Below are 14737 nucleotides of genomic sequence, written 5' to 3' on the forward strand. Positions count from 1 at the left end.
TTCGGGGAGCGGGCGATCCGTCGTCCGTCCCCCGCGAGAAGGAGCGTGATCCATGACCTGGCCCAGTACGGTCGGCATCGACTTCGGCACGACAAACACCGTGCTGGCGCTGGCAGGCGACGACGGCGCGGCGGAGCTGGTCCGATTTCCCGCCCCCGAGGGCGAGCTCTTCGCCTTCCGTTCGTGCCTGTCGTTCTACGCCCCGCCGGAGCTGCCGTCGCAGCGGTCCATCGCGGCGGGGCCGTGGGCCATCGAGGCCTATGTGGAGGACCCGGCCGAGACGCGGTTCATCCAGAGCTTCAAGAGCTTCGCGGCCCAGTCCAGCTTCAGCGAGACCCAGATCCTGGGCCGCCGCTACCGCTTCGAGGACCTGCTCTCCACCTTCCTGCTGAAGGTCCGCGACTATGCCGGCGAGCGGCTGGGGCGCATCCCCGAGACGGTGATCGTCGGGGCCCGGTGAGCTTCGTGGGCGCGAGCCCGGACGAGGCGCTGGCGTTGTCGCGCTACGAGACCGCGTTCAGGCGGATGGGCGTTCGCGAGGTGCGCTACGCCTACGAGCCGGTGGGCGCGGCGTTCTTCTTCGCCCGCGAGCTGGATCATGACGCCACCGTGCTGGTCGGCGACTTCGGCGGCGGCACCTCGGACTTCTCGATCATCCGCTTCGAGCGCCACGCGGGAGAGCTGCGCGCCACGCCGCTGGGCCGTGCGGGCGTGGGCGTGGCGGGCGACGCGTTCGACTACCGGATCATCGACCGGCTGGTCTCGCCCGAGCTCGGCAAGGGCTCGAGCTACACCTCCATGGGCAAGGTGCTGCCGACGCCGAACCGGTGGTATTCAACCTTCGCGCGCTGGGACCAGCTGGCGCTGATGCGGGCGAGCCGCGAGATGCGCGACATCCGCAAGCTGGCTCGCGACGCGGTCGAGCCCGAGAAGATCGAGCGGCTGATCGAGGTGCTGGACGAGAACCACGGCTACAGGCTGTACCGCTCGGTCTCGAAGCTGAAGGAAGCGCTGTCGTTCGAGACGGCGTCCGAGTTCCGCTTCCAGGCGGGTTCGATCGACATTGGCGCCCAGGTTTCACGGACCGACTTCGAGGCCTGGATCGCGCCCGAGCTTGGCTTGATTGAAGACGCCGTCGACCGGGCGCTGGCTGACGCCCGCCTCGAGGCGGCTCAGATCGAGCGCGTGTTCCTGACCGGCGGCTCCTCGCTGGTCCCGGCCGTGCGCGAGCTGTTCCATCGCCGCTTCCCGCGGGAGCGGATCGAGACCGGCGCGGAGCTGGAATCGATCGCCGCGGGGCTGGCGCTGATGGGCCGCGAGCGCGACCTCAGCGGCTGGACGATGCGGGCGCCTTCCTGAGGCTCGGGCTCTCGAGGTCGAGCTCGGCGGCAGGGATGACCTCGAGATTCGGTAGGCGCTGCTTCAGGCCGGCGGAGAAGGCCTTGGCGTCGCCAGCGACGATCACGCTCGCCTGGGCGGGATCGAAGACGCGGCGGGCGAAGGCCTGGACATCCGCGGCCTGCACCGCTTCCACCTTACGGGTGTAGAGGCTGACCTCGTCCAGCGGCACGTCGTAGACGGCCAGGTTGCCGAGGATGTCGGCGAGACCGCCGGAGGTGGCGAGCTCGCGGCCGAAGCTGCCGACCAGCACCGACTTGCGGGCTCTCAGCTCTTCGGCCGACGCAGGCTCGGCGGCCAGTTTGGCCATCTCGGCCTTGATCAGGTCCAGCACCTCGGGCGCGGACTCGTTCTTCGTTTGGGCCGCCGCCCGGAACGAGCCGGTGGTCCGCGCCGTCGAGAGGCTGGCGCGGGCGCCGTAGGACAAGCCGCGCTTGATGCGGATCTCCTGGTTCAGCCGGGCGGAGTAGCCGCCGCCCAGCACCGTCGAGGCCACCATGCCCGTGTAGTAGTCGGGATCGGTGCGGGCGATGGCCGGCTTCACCACGGTGACCGAGGCCTGCCCCGTGCCGGGCAGGTCGATCGCCACGGCCCGCGGCGTCACGCCGGGCCGGATCTGCGGCTGCGCCGGCGGCGGAGAGGCCGGTTTGGCCCAGTCGCCGAACGCCTGCTGGGCGAGCGCGAACCCCTGCTCGGGCGTGATGTCGCCGGTGAGCACCAGGACGGCGTTGTCGGGGCGGTAGTAGGTCCGGTGGATGGCCGACAGCGTCTCCGGCTTCAGACGCGGCAGGCTTTCGGGCGAGCCTTGCGAGGGGTGACCGAAGGGCGTCCCGCCGTAGATCACCGGGGCGGCGGCGAAGCCGGCCAGGCTGCCGGGCTGCTGGTAGGCTACCTGCAAGCCGTCCAGGGCCTGCTGGCGCTGGCGCTCCAGTTCCTCAGCGGCGAAGGCCGGGTTCCTGGTCACGTCGGCCATGATCGCGAGCGCGGCGGGCGCCTTGTCGGGCATGACGCTGAGGGTGACCGACGAGGCCTCGAGGCCGGCCCCAGACACCAGCGTCGCGCCGAGCGCCTCGGTCTGGCTGGCGATCTCCTGGGCCGAGCGCGTCCGGGTCCCTTCGGTCAGCATGCCGGCGGTCATCGCGGCGGCGCCGGCGAGGCCCTGCGGGTCGGCCCAGGCGCCGGTCTTCACCGTGAGGTCGGCGGTGATCAGCGGCAGGTCGGACGAGCGGGCGACGATCACGCGCAGGCCGTTCGGAAGCGTGCGCTCGGCCGGCTTCGGCAAGGTTGGCGGCAACGGTTCGCTCAGCGCCGGCGGCTTCACACGCTGAGCTTCTGGCGCGAGGGTGAAGACGGGGCCACGGTACTTGGCGAGGGTCTTCGGCGGGGCGGGCTTCGGCGGCTCGGCCTCGCCCTTCGGCCGCTCGCTTTCGGCGCGGTAGCGGATGGTCATCCGCGTCTCGTCGGCCAAATACTTCCGCGCCACGCGCTGGACGTCGGCCGCGGTCACTGCCTGCAGGTCGGCGAGCACCGTATTGGCCTTGGCCGCGTCGCCGGTCAGCATCAGCATCTGGCCGAGCGCGAAGGCGCGGCCGTCGATGGTCTCGCGTTCGCGCAGGCGCCCGGCGATCAGCTCGTTCTTGGCCTCCGCCAGTTCAGCGGCCGACGGGGGCGCGTCACGCAGGCGCTTCACCTCGGCCAGCAGGGCGGCCTCGCCTTCCTCGATCGAGTGGCCGCTGGCCATCACCGCCCCGACCATGAAGAGGCCGGGGTCCTGCGGCAGGTCGGCGTTGGACATCGCCTCGGCGGCGATCTGCTTCTCGTAGACCAGACTGTTGTAGAGCCGCGACGACTTGCCGGAGGACAGGATGGCGTCGAGCACGACGAGCGCGGCGGCGTCGGGGTGGGCGGCTTCGGGCGCCTGCCAGGTGATAGCCACGGCGGGCAGCGGGACATTGGGGCCATAGCCCTCGAAGACGCCGGCCTTGGTGCGCGCCGGCTCGCGGACGGTGACGCGGGGCATGGGCTGCGCGGGCCGCTTGAGGACGCCGAAGTACCTGTCGATCCAGGCGTTCAGCTGGGCCTCGTCGAAATTGCCCACGACGATCAGGGCGGCGTTGTCCGGCCGGTACCAGGTCTGGTGGAAGGCCCGGACATCGTCGATGGTGGCGGCGTCCAGCTCCTCGATATTGCCGATGCCGGGCCGCCTGTACGGGTGGACCGTGTAGCTGGCCTCGGGGACGTAGAGGCCGAACAGCCGGCCGTACGGCCGGCTGAGGTAGTTCTGCCGGAACTCCTCCTTCACGACATCACGCTCGGACTTGAAGGTCGCCTCGTCGACGACGAGCGACGAGAGCCGTTCGGCTTCGACCCAGAGTAGCCGCTCGAGGTGATTGGCCGGCACCACCTCGTAGTAGTTGGTGAAGTCATCCCAGGTGGAGGCGTTGTTGAAGCCGCCCACGTCCTCGGTCATCCGGTCGATGCTCTCGGCCGGCAGGTTGCGCGTGGCCTTGAACATCATGTGCTCGAAGAGGTGGGCGAAGCCCGAGCGGCCCTGGGGATCGTCCTTGGAGCCGACGCCGTACCAGACCTGGACCGTGACGTTGGGCGTCGCCTTGTCCAGCGAGGTGAAGACCTTCAGCCCGTTCGGCAGTGTCCGCTGCTTGAAGACGATCGGCGGGACCGCGGTCGAAGCGGCCGCTTGCGGCTGGGCGAGCGCGGCCGGGGCCAGGGCCGAGGTGGCGAGCAGGAAGCCGAGGCCGGCGCGGCCGAGGGGACGGAGGGTGCGGAGCATGGGGCGTCCAGGCTGGGGAAGAGAACCAGCCCAACACCTAGCACCGCACGCTGCCTGCGGAAGCTTACGAGTTCGTCACGCGCTCTGGTCAGGCCGCCTGCGCTGGCTGGCGGAAGAACGCCGCCATGCCGAAGAACCGCTCGAACACCTCGGCGAAGTGCGGCCGCGCCTGCATCCGGGCGATCCACCCGCGGATGTTCGGATAGGGCTCGAAGTCGAAGCCGGCGAGTTCGCCCAGCAGCACGTACGAGACGCCGAGATAGTCGGCCAGGGTGATCTCCTCACCGGCGACATAGGGCCGGGCGCCCAGCATGTGTCGGTCCAGCACCGCCAACCAGCGGGGTGCGTGCTCGGCGCCATACGCCTTCAGGCCCTGCAGCAGGGCGGGGTCCATGCCCTTCGGCACACCCATGTTCGGGTAGCAGACCATCATGCAGAACACCTCGTGGAACTGGCACGAGAACCACGAGATCGCCTCGTCCACGCGGGCGCGGGCCTGAAGGTCGGTGGGATAGGCGCCCGAGCCGGTCTTGCGCGCGAGGTACTTCAGGATGGCCGCGCTCTCACCGAGGGCGAAGTCGCCATCGACGAGGAACGGCACAACCCCGTTGGGGTTGAGCGCGAGGTAGGCGGGATCCTGGTGGCCGCCGGCCATCAGGTCGACGTGGACGATCTCCAGCGGCAGCTCATGTTCGGCGGCGAACAGCAGCACGGGCCGCGAGGTGGTCGAGATCGGGTCGCAATAGAGCTTCATGGCCGCCTTCGGACAATTGATCGCACCTGTTCGGCGACCGGGGTTCATTTTGAAGCGCGGGGGAGTACCTATGTCATGGCCAAGGCGCAAGCGGCGTCCTTGCAGGCAGGTTCTGCACAACTGCAGAGTTGGACCATGTACGACTGGAACGACCTGAAAGCCTTCCTGGCGGTGGCGCGCGGCGGCTCCACCCTCGCCGCCGCCAAGGCGCTGGGCGTCAACCAGACGACGGTGGCCCGGCGCATCGAGAGCCTCGAGGCGGCGCTGGCGCTCAAGCTGTTCGAACGGGGTCAGACAGGCAGCCGGCTGACGGAAGCCGGCAAGGACCTGGTGGCCGAGGCCGAGCGGGTCGAGCATGCCGCCGAGCGCTTCGGCAACCGGGCCGCGGGACATCAGCGCGGCCTGGCGGGCGTGATCCGGGTGACGTCTACCGAGATGATCGCCAACCTGATGCTGATGCCGGGGATCGTGGAATTCCGGAAGACGTACCCCGAGATCCAGACCGACCTGATCATCACCGACCGGCCGCTGGACATCCAGGCGGGCGAGGCCGACGTGGCGATCCGCTCCGGCGCGGCGCTGGCGATGTCGGACCTCATCGCCCGCAAGCTGGGCGACCACGAGTTCGCCCTCTACTGCAGCCGGGACTATGTGGCGCGGATGGGCCTGCCGACGCCCGAGACGCTGTGCGACCACGACCTGATCGGCGGGGAGCTGGAGATGGCGGAGGGGCCTGGCATGGCCTGGATGTTCCGCATGGCCGGCGGCAAGGCCCCCGTCAGCCGCTCCAACACCCTGAACAATCTGTTGCACGCCATCAAGGCGGGGCTCGGCGTCGGGCCGATGGCCTGCCAGGCGGCGGACCTGGAGCGGGACCTGATCCGCTGCTCCGAGCCGATCGAGGAGGCGCGCGGCTCGACCTGGATCGTCACGCGGCGAGACCTGAAGGACACCCCGCGGGTGCGCGCCTTTCTCGACTTCTTCGTGCCCTACCTGCAGGAGATGGGTCGCATGCGCGCCGAGCGCGGCCGCCGGATGCGAGAACAGGCCGAGGCCGCCAACGACGCCGCCCTGGCGGAAGGGCTGGGCGAAGCGGCGCCCTGATCAGTCGAAGACGTCGGCCCAGTCGAGCCGGCGTGCGCGGGCGTGGGCGGTCTTGTCGCGGCGGGCGACGAAGCGGCCTTCCGCGGCGCCGTCGGGCGTGCAGAGCCGCAGCTCGATGCCCGGCTTGCCGGCCCTGGGCGGGGCGAGCACGCGGGCGCCGCGCGTGGCGGCCGCGACCTGAGGGCGCAAAGCGACCAGATAGGAGAACTTCTCGTCTTCGAACGGCGCCTCGGCGCCCTTGGCCAGGCGGTGGTCGCGCGAGCGGGGCAGCCGGACCGCAAAATGGCACCAACCGGGGAACCCGTGGTGGCGCCCGTCCTCGCCCGCCAGAGGGCAGGCGGCGTGGTGTGGGCAGGGCGCCAGGATGACGGCGCCGTCCTGGATCAAGGCGTCGCGGGCGGCCAGGATGCGGGCGTAGCCGGCCGGTGTGCCTGGTTCAACCAGGGCCAACAGGCCCTCGGTGCCGGCCCACAGCCGACGGACCAGAGCCGCCTGCGCAGGCTGCGGGATCTCCGCCAGGGCGTAGCTCGCCATCACCAGGTCGCCCGGGGGCAGATCGGCCTCGGCCGTGAGGTCGACCTTGCGGGCGTCGGCGGCCGCCAGCGGCGCAGGTCCGTCCGCCGCAAGCCGACCGGCGAGGGCGAGGAATGGCGGGCTCGCGTCGAGCCAGGCGACGGAGGTCAGGGTCGGAAAGGCGTCCAGCGCCGCCCAGCTCCCGCCGCCGGGGCCCGAGCCGGCGTCGACGAGCCGCGCCGGGGCGAACTCTGGGGCCATCCGGCGCGCCTCCGCGAAGACCGCGGCGCAGGCGGCGTAGGTGGCCGGCAGGCGGGCGAGCGCATAGGCCAAGGCGTCCTCGGGCCCGCGGATGGCCGCCGCCGAGGTCCCGCCCGAGCGGTAGGCCGCGGTCGTCGCGGCGGCGCGTTCGGCAAGCGCCCTGCGGGAGACCCCTTCCAGCTCGCGCGCGATGGCGGCCTTCAGCGCGGGGGGAAGGTCAGGCGACAGTTTCGGCTCTGGACTTGAGGATGTCGTCGACCACGCCTGAATCCTCCAGGCCGCTGACGTCGCCCGCGGGCTGGCCCTCGGCGATGCGTTGCAGGATGGGGCGCACCACCTCGCCGGACGGCGTGCGCGGCAGGCGGCCGAAGTGGATCAGCCCCGGCGTCGCGCCCTCGCCCAGTTCGCGCCGCAGGATGGCGCGGATGTCGGCGCGCAGGATATCGCTGGCCTGGAAGCCGGGCTCGAGCGTGAGGAACAGCGCGAGGCCGTTCTTGCCGCCGTCCATCACCGCCGCCTCGGCCACCGGCGCGTTCTTGACCAGCAGCTGCTCGACATCTCCGGCGTGATGGGTCCTGCCGCCGACGTAGAGGACGTCGGTGTGGGTGCGCGCGGCGCGGTTCTGCACCAGGTCGTCCACCACCGCCGGGTCGGCCAGCGTCGAGGTGTCGCCGAGATTGCCCAGGTCGTCCTCGGCGATCTTGCGCAGGATGCGGCGCATGATCTTGCCCGAGCGGGTCTTGGGCAGGCCCGGCGCGAACTGGATGACGTCGGGCGCGGCGAACGGCCCGATCTCGCGGCGGACGAAGCCGCGCAGGTCCGCCTGCAGCGCTTCGCTGGACTCCACGCCAAGCTTGAGCGTTACGAAGCAGTAGATGCCCTGGCCCTTGATGTCGTGCGGGTAGCCCACGACCGCCGCCTCGGCGACGGCCTCGTGTTCGACCAAGGCGCTCTCGATCTCGGCGGTGCCCAGGCGGTGGCCCGAGACGTTGATGACGTCGTCCACGCGGCCGGTGATCCAGTAGTACCCGTCCTCGTCCCGCCGGGCGCCGTCGCCGGTGAAGTACTTGCCGGGATAGGTCGAGAAGTAGGTGTCGATGAAGCGCTGATGGTCGCCATAGACCGTGCGCATTTGGCCGGGCCAGCTGTCGGTCAGGCAGAGGTTTCCGGAGATCGCGCCCTCCAGCACCCCGCCGTCGGCGTCCACGAGCTGCGGCTTCACGCCGGGCAGCGGCCTGGTGCACGAGCCGGGCTTCAGCGGGGTGGCGCCGGGCAGCGGGCTCATCAGGCAGGCGCCGGTCTCGGTCTGCCACCAGGTGTCGACGATGGGGCAGCGTTCCTCGCCGACCACGCGGTGGTACCAGAGCCACGCTTCCGGGTTGATCGGCTCGCCGACCGTGCCCAGCAGGCGGATCGACTGCCGCGAGGTGCGCTTCACCGGCGCCTCGCCCTCGCGCATCAGGGCGCGGATGGCGGTGGGAGCGGTGTAGAAGATCTCAACCTTGTGCTTGTCGCAGACCTCCCAGAAGCGCGACGAGGTCGGGAAGTTCGGCACGCCTTCGAAGATCAGGGTCGTGGCGGCGTTGGCCAGCGGGCCGTAGACGACGTAGCTGTGGCCGGTGACCCAGCCGACGTCGGCGGTGCACCAGAAGATCTCGCCCGGACGATAGTCGAAGACGATCTCGTGGGTGTAGGCAGCCCAGGCGAGATAGCCGCCGGTGGTGTGCAGAACGCCCTTCGGCTTGCCCGTCGAGCCCGAGGTGTAGAGGATGAACAGCGGGTCCTCGGCGTTCATCGGCTCTGGATCGCAGGTGTCCGGCACGGTCTTCTTCAGGTCGCCGAAATAGATGTCGCGGCCCTCGACCATCGGGACTTCCGTCTGGGTGCGGCGCACGACGATGACGTCGGTCACGCCCGGGCAGGACTTCAGCGCCTCGTCGACATTGGCCTTCAGCGGCACGACCTTCCCGCCGCGCAGGCCCTCGTTGGCGGTGATCACGATCTTCGAGTCGCAATCCTGGATCCGGCCGGCGAGGCTGTCCGGCGAGAAGCCGCCGAACACCACCGAATGCACCGCCCCGATGCGGGCGCAGGCCAGCATGGCCGCCGCCGCCGCCGGGATCATCGGCAGGTAGATGGTGACCCGGTCGCCCTTCCGGACGCCCTTGGACTTGAGGACGTTGGCCCAGCGGCAGACCTCGGCCAGCAACTGCCTGTAGGTCAGGGCGTCATAGGCCGACCCGTCGTCGTTTTCCCAGATGACCGCGATCTGGTCGCCGCGCGCGGCGATGTGGCGGTCCAGGCAGTTGACCGAGACGTTGAGCGTCCCGTCGGCGTACCAGTTGATATGGAAGTCGTCCTTGTTGAACGACACGTCCTTCACCTGGGTGAACGGCGTCATCCAGTCGAGCCTGCGGCCAATATCGCCCCAGAAGCCTTCGGGGTCGCGCTCGGCGCGCTGGCAGGCGGCGTCATAGGCCGCGGCGTCCAGGTGGGCGCGTTTGGCCCACGCCTCGGGAACCGGGAAAACCTCGCCGTCTGACATGCCGCTCTCCGAAAGCTACGTGCACTCGGCTAAGGGAGTAGGCGCAGAGGCGCGGGCGCGCAACTCGCCGCAGGGACATGGGCGACGGCGCGCTTGCGGGGACTCAAGGCCCTCGGCATTTTCCGCCGATGCTTCGGATCGGTACGGTCGTGGCGCTGTCGGCGCTGGCGTTGGGTTTGGCGGGCTGCGACGGCCGCGCCCGAACCGACGCCGCGGCCACGGCCGAGCGGCTGCTGAAGGCCGTGGAGACTGGCGACCGCGTGGCCTTCGAGGCCGAGATCGACAGGTCGGCGGTGCGTGAGGACGTGCGCCGCCAGATGGTCGACTGGGCGCGCGAACGCGGCCTCGAGGTGGAGGGTGGCCCCTCCGAGTTCGCCCTCGACCGGATGATCAGCCCCGAGGCCGTCCGGGTGGTGCGCGCCGACGGGGGCGAGCCGCTCAAGGACCGGATGAAGGTGGAGGACGGCAAGGTGTGCCTGCCGTCGGACGCCGACGCCCGCCGTTGCCTGCTGACCTTCGGCAAGAGCGAAAAGCGCTGGCGTCTCGTGGGGATGCAGGCCATGGGCGTGACCGTCGAGGTCGCCCGGGCGGATCACCAAGCCGGCGATTAGGAGCCCTCCATGCTGCTGCACCTCTCAACCTGGGCCGAGATCGAAGGCTTCCTGAAGCGGTCGAAGACGGTGGTCGTGCCGATCGGTTCGAACGAGCAGCACGGGCCCACCGGCCTACTAGGCACCGATTGGCTATGCCCGGAGATCATCGCCCACGAGGCCCAGAAGAGTGGCGACATCCTGGTGGCGCCCACCTTCAACATCGGAATGGCGCAGCATCACCTGGACTTTCCAGGCACCATCGCGCTGCGCCCGTCCACCTTCATGCTGGCCATCGGCGACTGGTGCCGCAGCCTGGCGCACGCGGGCTTCGAGAGGCTCTATTTCCTGAACGGCCATGGCGGCAACGTCGCCACCATCGAGGCGGCGTTCTCGGAACTCTACGCCGAGGCCAGCTACGCCGGCCGCAATCGCGGCTTCGCCTGCAAGCTGAAGAACTGGTGGGACCTGGCGGGCGTCACCGCGCTGGCCAACCGGCAGTTCCCCACCGGCCACGGCAGCCACGCGACGCCCTCCGAGATCGCCGTGACCCAGTGGGCGTATCCGGAGAGCATCAAGACGGCGAACTACGCCCCGCAGATCGCGCCGACGGGCCCGATCCGCGAGGCCCATGATTTCCGCGCCCGCTACGCCGACGGCCGCATGGGCTCGGACCCCGCACAGGCCACGCCGGAGAAGGGCGGCGAGCTGGTGAAGGCCGCCGCGGCGGCGCTGCTGGAGGACGTGGCGGCGTTCGACGCCGAGCGTCCGCCCGCCTGACGTCGGCCTAGTACGACAGGCCCCCGCCGCTCTGGTTGAAGCTGGGCGGGGCGGCGATGCGGGGCGGGGCCTTGGCCTTGGGCCGTCCCGCCCAATCCAGTTCCTCCGGCTTCACGAGGGCCGAGGCCTCGGCGCCCACGACCTCGGCCGCGACGACCAGGTCCTCGGCCGGCGGCGCGACGATCTCGGGCGCAGCGGCCTCAATAGCCGGAGTCTGAGCAGGCTGGCTGCTCTCGACCGTCAGGGCGCCCAGCTTCATCTGCGCAGCGTCGCTGGGCAGGCCGTCCAGTTTGGCCATCTGCAGGGTCGCTTCGCCGCCCTCGTAGCGGCCGCCGAACGCCGGCGGCAGGCCCCAGCCGCCGGTCCAGCGATAGAAGATGTGCGCGCCGACCTGCGCCACCTTCAGGAGGTTGGGACTCCAGTACGGGGCGACATAGTTGGCGTGATAGTGGGTGGCGTTGCCCACCTTCTTCATGACGTAGCCGTTCAGCGCCGCCTTCGCGACCTGGCGGGCGCGGCTCCAGGCTGCCTCCTGAGGCGCCCGCCCCAGCGCCCCGTCGCAGGTGAAGGTGAACTGGCAGCCCGTCCGTCGTTCCGAGCCCTGGAAGACGACGCCGCAGACCGTGTTCGGATAGGCCGGGTGGCGCATGCGGTTGAGCACCACCTGGGCCACGGCGCGCTGTCCGTCCAGGCTCTCCCAGGCCGCCTCGTAGTAGATCGCCGCAGTCATGCAATCGAGCGCGCGGGTCTCGTCGATGACGCTGTCGGCCTTCAGCCGGAACGGCCTGGCGGCGGGGTTCGGCAAGGTCGAGATCGGGTTGGCGGCGTTCCAGAGGCGCGCCTGGTCCGGCGTCAGGTCCTGCAATCGGATGGAACCGCCTTCCGGCTCGGCAGCCGCCGAGGCGGGCGTCAGCTGGGCGGTGGGCGCAATGGCGGTCACCATGTCGGAAGATCGCTTCTGCGGCGCGTTCGGTGGCGCGGCGGCGATGGCCAGACCGGCGGTCATCAGCGCGACCACGGCCAGTTGAACGCCGGCCAGATGAGCGGCGTGATCTCGAAGCCAGATCCTGCGCAGATGGAGAAGCACGCCCCCGAACCCTCGGCCTTGCGGAAGCGTGACCGTGTACGTCGAAGAACGTGGTGACGCGAGTCTTAATTTTTACAGATAGTTAACCACTGGAGCTTGGCCGTAGGCGATTCCGCCAGCTGGACCAAAGGCTTGGCTGCGCCGGTCAGGCGGTGAAGACCTCGCCTTGCCGGACCTCGACCGGCCAGTCCGTCAGGCGGTCTCCGACGCATGGCCCGGCCACGCACTGGCCTTCCAGGCTGAAGAGTGCGCCATGGCCGGCGCAGAGGATGTGGCGGTCGTCGCGGGTCAGGTAACGGTCGGGCAGGCTCGACAGCGGCCAGCCGGCGTGGGGGCAGGAGTCCACGAAGCCGCGGACGGCTTCGCCCTGGCGCAGGAGGAAGCCGGCGAACAGGCGCGTATCCTCGCGGAAGCGGAAGCCCTTGCTGCCCGGATCGGCCAAGTCGGCCAGGGCGCAGAGGCGGACGCCCCGAGGCGGCCGCGCCGGATTGTCGGGCTCAGAGCGGCTGGCCAAAGGTCGCCTTGAACGGACGGAGCGTGATCGTGCCGAAGACGCCCGCCTGGGTGTAGGGATCGGCGGCGCTGAAGGCTTCGGCGGCGGCCTTGTCGGCCACGTCGAGAATGAAGAATGATCCCGCCATCTGCTCGGCGTCGTCGAACATCGGGCCAGCGACCTTCACCTTCGAGGCGTTGTCGCGGACGTAGGCCAGATGCCGCTCGCGGGTCGCCATGCGCAGCTCCAGCGCGTCGGGCTTGTCGAGGCACATCAGCACGAAGAGCGCCATGGTCAGTCCTGTTCGTCCTTGAGGGGGCGCGACAGCAGGCCCCGGATGGCGGTGTCGACGTCGGCCTCGCCGGCCAGGATGGCGGCGGTGGCCTCGCAGATGGGGGTCTCGACGCCGAGCTTGCGGGCGAGCTGGCGGACTGCGGGGGGCGGACGCCACGCCCTCGGCTACGGTGAGCTTGCCCGCCAGGGCCTGTTCCAGCGTCTGGCCGCCGCCGAGCGCGAGGCCGACGCTCATGTTGCGGGACTGGGGGCTGGAACAGGTGAGCACCAGGTCGCCGAGCCCGCAGAGACCCGCGACGGTCTCGGCCTCACCGCCCAGAGCCACGGCCAGGCGGGTAAGCTCGGCGAAGCCGCGGGTGATCAGCGCCGCATGGGCCGAGCGGCCGAGGCCGCGGCCCTCGACGATGCCGCAAGCGATCGCCAGGACGTTCTTCACCGCCCCGCCGGCCTCGGCGCCGATCATGTCGGTGGCGAAGTAGGGCCGGAAGGTCGGGGTGGCGATGGCCTCGGCCAGGGTCTCGGCGCAACCCGGATCCGGGCAGGCCAGGGTCACCGCGGTGGGCAGGCCGCGGGCGACCTCGCCGGCGAAGCTCGGGCCCGACAGCACCGCCGGGCGCGCGTGCGGTATGGTCTCGGCCAGCACGTCCGTCATCAGCTTCAGCGAGCCCTGCTCGACGCCCTTGGAGCAGAGCATGATCGGCAGGCCGTCGCGGGCGTGGGGCGCGAAGGCGGTGAGCGTCGAACGCATGTGCTGGGCCGGCGGCACGGCCAGGACGGCGTCCACCGCGGCTAGGTCGGCGTAGTCGCTCGTGGCGCGGATCGCGGGCTCCAGCGGCACGCCGGCCAGGAACGTCGCATTCTCGTGGCGGGCGTTCACCGCCTCGACCACCTCAGGCTCGCGGGCCCACAACACGACCTCGCGGCCCGCTCGCGCGCAGACCTGGGCAAGCGCCGTGCCCCACGCCCCGCCGCCGATCACCCCGATCCGGTTCATGCCTTGGCGCCCTTTCGGCCTGCGAGATGGGTGGGGCTGGCGGCCGCGGCGCCCTCGTCCAGCGGCCAGCGGGGACGCGCCACGGCGTCCAGCGGGTCGGAGAGGCCGAGCACAAGCCGCTCGGCGCCGGCCAGCGCGATCATGGCGGCGTTGTCAGTGCAGTAGGCGAGCGGCGGAGCGTGGAAGCTGAAGCCGCGGGCGGCCGCGGTCTCGGTCAGCCGAGCGCGCACCGCGCCATTGGCGGCCACGCCGCCGGCGACCACGAACCGAAGATCGTGGCCCTCGTGCTCCAGCGCATAGGCTTTCATCGCCCGGTCGGTGCGCTCGGCGAGCTGACTGGCGATGGCGGCCTGGACGGTGGCGGCGAGGTCGCGGCGCTCATCGTCGGTGGTCAGGCCCTCGGCGATGCGGGCGGCGGCGGTCTTCAGGCCCGAGAACGAGAAGTCGCAGTCCTTCCGGCCCAGCAGCATGCGCGGAAGCGCGTAGCGGGCGGGATCGCCGCCCTCGGCCAGCTTCTCCAGCGCCGGACCGCCCGGGTAGGAGAGGCCCAGCGTCTTGGCGATCTTGTCGAACGCCTCGCCCGCGGCGTCGTCGATGGTCGAGCCCAGGCGGCGGCAGGCGCCGACCCCGGCCACCTCCAGCAGCTGGCAGTGGCCGCCGGAGACCAGCAGCAGAAGGAACGGATAGGCGATCTCCGCGCCCAGCCGGGCCGACACCGCGTGGCCTTCGAGGTGGTTCACCGCCACCAGCGGCAGGCCGCGGGCCAGCGACACGGCCTTGCCGAACGACAGCCCGACCATCACCCCGCCCACGAGCCCGGGGCCGGCGGTGGCGGCGACGCCCGTGAGGTCGCCGTAGGTCAGCTCGGCGTCCGCGAGCGCGCGCTCGGCGATGGCGTCGATGCTCTCAACGTGGGCGCGGGCGGCGATCTCGGGCACCACACCGCCGAACGGCGCGTGCGCGGCGATCTGGCTGCCGACGACCGAGGACAGCACCGTGGCGCGGCCATCTTCAAGGCGCACGACGGCGGCCGCGGTCTCGTCGCAGCTCGTCTCCAGGCCCAGGACGATGTGAGGCGTGGTCGAGGTGTCGGTCATCCGGTTGCCGGGGGGCGGCCCGCTCCTGTAGCGAGA

At 70.8% G+C, this 14737-nt stretch carries 11 protein-coding genes and 3 pseudogenes; 4 read left to right on the forward strand and 10 right to left on the reverse strand.

Annotated elements, in window-relative coordinates; genetic code table 11:
- The first annotated feature begins 52 nt into the window (after positions 1 to 52).
- Positions 53 to 1359, forward strand: a pseudogene (locus LRS10_RS07560) (Hsp70 family protein).
- Here the strand turns inward: LRS10_RS07560 and LRS10_RS07565 are convergent.
- Together LRS10_RS07565 and LRS10_RS07570 are read right to left on the reverse strand one after the other, a co-directional pair.
- Positions 1328 to 4189, reverse strand: a complete 2862-nt coding sequence (locus LRS10_RS07565; RefSeq protein WP_257836712.1) for a pitrilysin family protein — start codon at positions 4187 to 4189, stop codon at positions 1328 to 1330. The pseudogene LRS10_RS07560 and the gene LRS10_RS07565 sit on opposite strands and share 32 nt — an antisense overlap.
- Positions 4190 to 4277: 88 nt before the next feature.
- Positions 4278 to 4943 (reverse strand): glutathione S-transferase family protein, encoded by a 666-nt coding sequence (locus LRS10_RS07570; protein WP_257836713.1) that lies wholly within the window; start codon positions 4941 to 4943, stop codon positions 4278 to 4280.
- Positions 4944 to 5018: 75 nt separating this feature from the next.
- Between LRS10_RS07570 and LRS10_RS07575 the strand changes: the two genes are divergently transcribed.
- Positions 5019 to 6047, forward strand: coding sequence for a LysR family transcriptional regulator (locus LRS10_RS07575; protein WP_257836714.1), 1029 nt, complete (start codon positions 5019 to 5021; stop codon positions 6045 to 6047).
- Here the strand turns inward: LRS10_RS07575 and LRS10_RS07580 are convergent, their stop codons facing one another.
- From LRS10_RS07580 to acs, 3 genes and pseudogenes are all read right to left on the reverse strand, one after another.
- Complete coding sequence (locus tag LRS10_RS07580) at positions 6048 to 6893, reverse strand: small ribosomal subunit Rsm22 family protein (RefSeq protein WP_257836715.1); 846 nt, start codon at positions 6891 to 6893, stop codon at positions 6048 to 6050.
- 145 nt (positions 6894 to 7038) lie between these two features.
- Positions 7039 to 7461, reverse strand: coding sequence for a hypothetical protein (locus tag LRS10_RS07585; RefSeq protein ID WP_257839108.1), 423 nt, complete (start codon positions 7459 to 7461; stop codon positions 7039 to 7041).
- Positions 7435 to 9366, reverse strand: a pseudogene (gene acs / locus LRS10_RS07590) (acetate--CoA ligase); the annotation flags it as partial. The pseudogene acs and the gene LRS10_RS07585, both read right to left, overlap by 27 nt.
- Positions 9367 to 9494: 128 nt before the next feature.
- On the opposite strand from acs, the gene LRS10_RS07595 reads away from it, so the two are divergent.
- Positions 9495 to 9977, forward strand: a complete 483-nt coding sequence (locus LRS10_RS07595) for a hypothetical protein (RefSeq protein WP_257836716.1) — start codon at positions 9495 to 9497, stop codon at positions 9975 to 9977.
- 9 nt (positions 9978 to 9986) lie between these two features.
- Positions 9987 to 10736 (forward strand): creatininase family protein, encoded by a 750-nt coding sequence (locus LRS10_RS07600; RefSeq protein ID WP_257836717.1) that lies wholly within the window; start codon positions 9987 to 9989, stop codon positions 10734 to 10736.
- 7 nt (positions 10737 to 10743) lie between these two features.
- Here the strand turns inward: LRS10_RS07600 and LRS10_RS07605 are convergent, their stop codons facing one another.
- The 5 genes and pseudogenes from LRS10_RS07605 to tsaD form a co-directional block, all read right to left on the reverse strand.
- Positions 10744 to 11823, reverse strand: a complete 1080-nt coding sequence (locus tag LRS10_RS07605) for a cell wall hydrolase (RefSeq protein ID WP_257836718.1) — start codon at positions 11821 to 11823, stop codon at positions 10744 to 10746.
- Positions 11824 to 11968: 145 nt separating this feature from the next.
- Positions 11969 to 12337, reverse strand: a complete 369-nt coding sequence (locus tag LRS10_RS07610; RefSeq protein ID WP_257836719.1) for a Rieske (2Fe-2S) protein — start codon at positions 12335 to 12337, stop codon at positions 11969 to 11971.
- A complete protein-coding gene (locus LRS10_RS07615) occupies positions 12321 to 12608 on the reverse strand; it encodes a YciI family protein (RefSeq protein ID WP_308237933.1) in 288 nt (95 codons plus the stop codon). Before LRS10_RS07615 ends, LRS10_RS07610 begins: the two co-directional genes overlap by 17 nt.
- Positions 12609 to 12610: 2 nt before the next feature.
- Positions 12611 to 13604, reverse strand: a pseudogene (locus LRS10_RS07620) (NAD(P)H-dependent glycerol-3-phosphate dehydrogenase).
- Positions 13601 to 14701, reverse strand: coding sequence for a tRNA (adenosine(37)-N6)-threonylcarbamoyltransferase complex transferase subunit TsaD (gene tsaD / locus LRS10_RS07625; protein ID WP_257836720.1), 1101 nt, complete (start codon positions 14699 to 14701; stop codon positions 13601 to 13603). Before tsaD ends, LRS10_RS07620 begins: the two are co-directional and overlap by 4 nt.
- Positions 14702 to 14737 lie beyond the last annotated feature (36 nt).

The sequence above is a fragment of the Phenylobacterium sp. J426 genome (assembly GCF_024699945.1).
GTDB lineage: Bacteria > Pseudomonadota > Alphaproteobacteria > Caulobacterales > Caulobacteraceae > Phenylobacterium.